The sequence below is a fragment of the Pseudomonas sp. EA_65y_Pfl1_P113 genome (genome assembly GCF_963970525.1).
Lineage (GTDB): Bacteria > Pseudomonadota > Gammaproteobacteria > Pseudomonadales > Pseudomonadaceae > Aquipseudomonas > Aquipseudomonas tritici.
Genome location: NZ_CAXAQM010000119.1, coordinates 1 through 896 on the forward strand (window position 1 = coordinate 1; position 896 = coordinate 896).

1 protein-coding gene and 1 pseudogene are annotated in these 896 nt (G+C 67.5%); both read left to right on the plus strand.

Annotated elements, in window-relative coordinates; all coding sequences use genetic code 11:
• Positions 1–589 (plus strand): toprim domain-containing protein (locus AACY52_RS28575; RefSeq protein WP_339561105.1); only part of this gene is annotated, 589 nt, incomplete at its 5' end.
• A 205-nt stretch (positions 590–794) separates the two neighbouring features.
• Positions 795–896, plus strand: a pseudogene (locus tag AACY52_RS32430) (hypothetical protein); the annotation flags it as partial.

Genomic DNA, 896 nt, shown 5'->3' on the forward strand with positions numbered 1-896 from the left:
TCTCCGTGGAGCCGGAAATCTGTATTTCCACCCGCACTGCTATTATCGCCCGGACGAGCATGCGCCGACCGAGACTTGGCCGGCCATGATCGCCGCTGTCACTGACCTCGACGGCATGATCACCGGGGCGCATCGCACCTGGCTCGACTCACGACGCCACGACAAGGCGCCATTCGAAACCCCGCGCCGGGCGATGGGCGATCTCCTCGGCAACGCGGTCCGCTTTGGCGCTGGTGGCGAAGTGATGGCAGCCGGCGAAGGCATCGAGACGGTCCTTTCAATCCGCCAGGTCGTGCCCAACATGCCGATGGTGGCGGCGCTCTCCGCGGCACATCTCGCCGCCATCCTGTTCCCGGACACGCTGCGGCGGCTCTACATCCTGCGCGATGACGATCCGGCAGGCGATGGTGCGCGTGACAGCCTGATCGAACGGGCGAACGCGGCCGGGATCGAGGCGATCGTGATCTCTCCACAGCTCGGGGACTTCAACGAGGATCTCCGCACCCTCGGCATCGCGACATTGCGCAGTCAGACTCGGGTACAGCTCGGGCCGCAGGACGTCGCACGCTTCATGGCGCTGGCGGCATAGCCGGTAAGGAAGCGGCAGCGGCCCCGCCGCCGTACTCGCTCAGACGCAGCGGATCGGAGAGGACCGCGCCTCGGCCTTCGAGAGGGCGATCGGCCCACAGGCAGGCCGGCCCGGCAATGGCTGCGGCCGACTATTTTCCGGCGCGGCCCCAAGGGGCCGCTTTCCATCGCGAAACAAAATAGCCGGCCTCCGCCATCCTCCGCTGACGCTGCGGGCCTTGACAGACGCCGGCTACGACTACAGCAGCATCCTGCCTCGCGGCCAGACCCTGGCCGTGCGCCGTACCGCCAATCTGCACACGGGGGGT